At 52.2% G+C, this 671-nt stretch carries 1 protein-coding gene; it reads left to right on the top strand.

What is annotated here, in order from left to right; all coding sequences use genetic code 11:
* On the top strand, positions 1-671 hold a 671-nt coding region (locus tag H5200_RS23325; RefSeq protein WP_182762871.1), incomplete at both ends, for an Ig-like domain-containing protein.

Raw genomic sequence — 671 nt, 5'->3', positions numbered from 1 at the left:
CAAGTAACAGCACCAAGCTTAACGGATGGCAGTTATACAGTAACCGCCAGTATTACCGATGCGGCAGGCAATACCGGCAGTGACACCGGCACTGGCAGTGTGGATACCTTAGATCCGTTGATCAGCATTAATAACTTGGGTGCAATTAATGATGACACGCCAACGCTCAGTGGCACCTCATCAGAGCCACAAGGAACGGTGATAAACCTCACTGTCACCGACAGCGGTGGGACAGTTACCACACTCAGTGCCACGGTTGATGTCAATGGTGACTGGGCCGTTACCGCCCCAGTTTTAGCCGATGATGATTATACGGTGGTTGCGAGCGTCAGTGATGCGGCGGGCAATAGCAACAGTGCCACCGATACCTTCACACTCAATACCTTAGCGCCAAGTATTACCATCAATGCGATTGGTGAAACCAATGACACCACACCGACCATTAACGGCAGCAGTGATGCGCCAGATGGCAGTGTTGTCACTGTGGTGATAAATGATGGAATTAATCCAGCAGAGACTATTCAAACCACCGTAACCGGCGGCACGTGGAGTGTCACGGCCAGCAGTGATTTAGCGGAGGGTGACTTTAGTGTTACCGCCACCGTTGAAGATGGCGTGGGTAATCAAGGCACCGCCAGCGTCACTGGGATCATTGATACCACCATGCCGGA

It is taken from the genome of Pseudoalteromonas sp. SG43-7, from assembly GCF_014164295.1.
In the GTDB taxonomy this organism is placed as follows: Bacteria; Pseudomonadota; Gammaproteobacteria; order Enterobacterales; family Alteromonadaceae; genus Pseudoalteromonas; species Pseudoalteromonas rhizosphaerae.
This window is presented reverse-complemented; position numbering and strand designations above follow the sequence as displayed.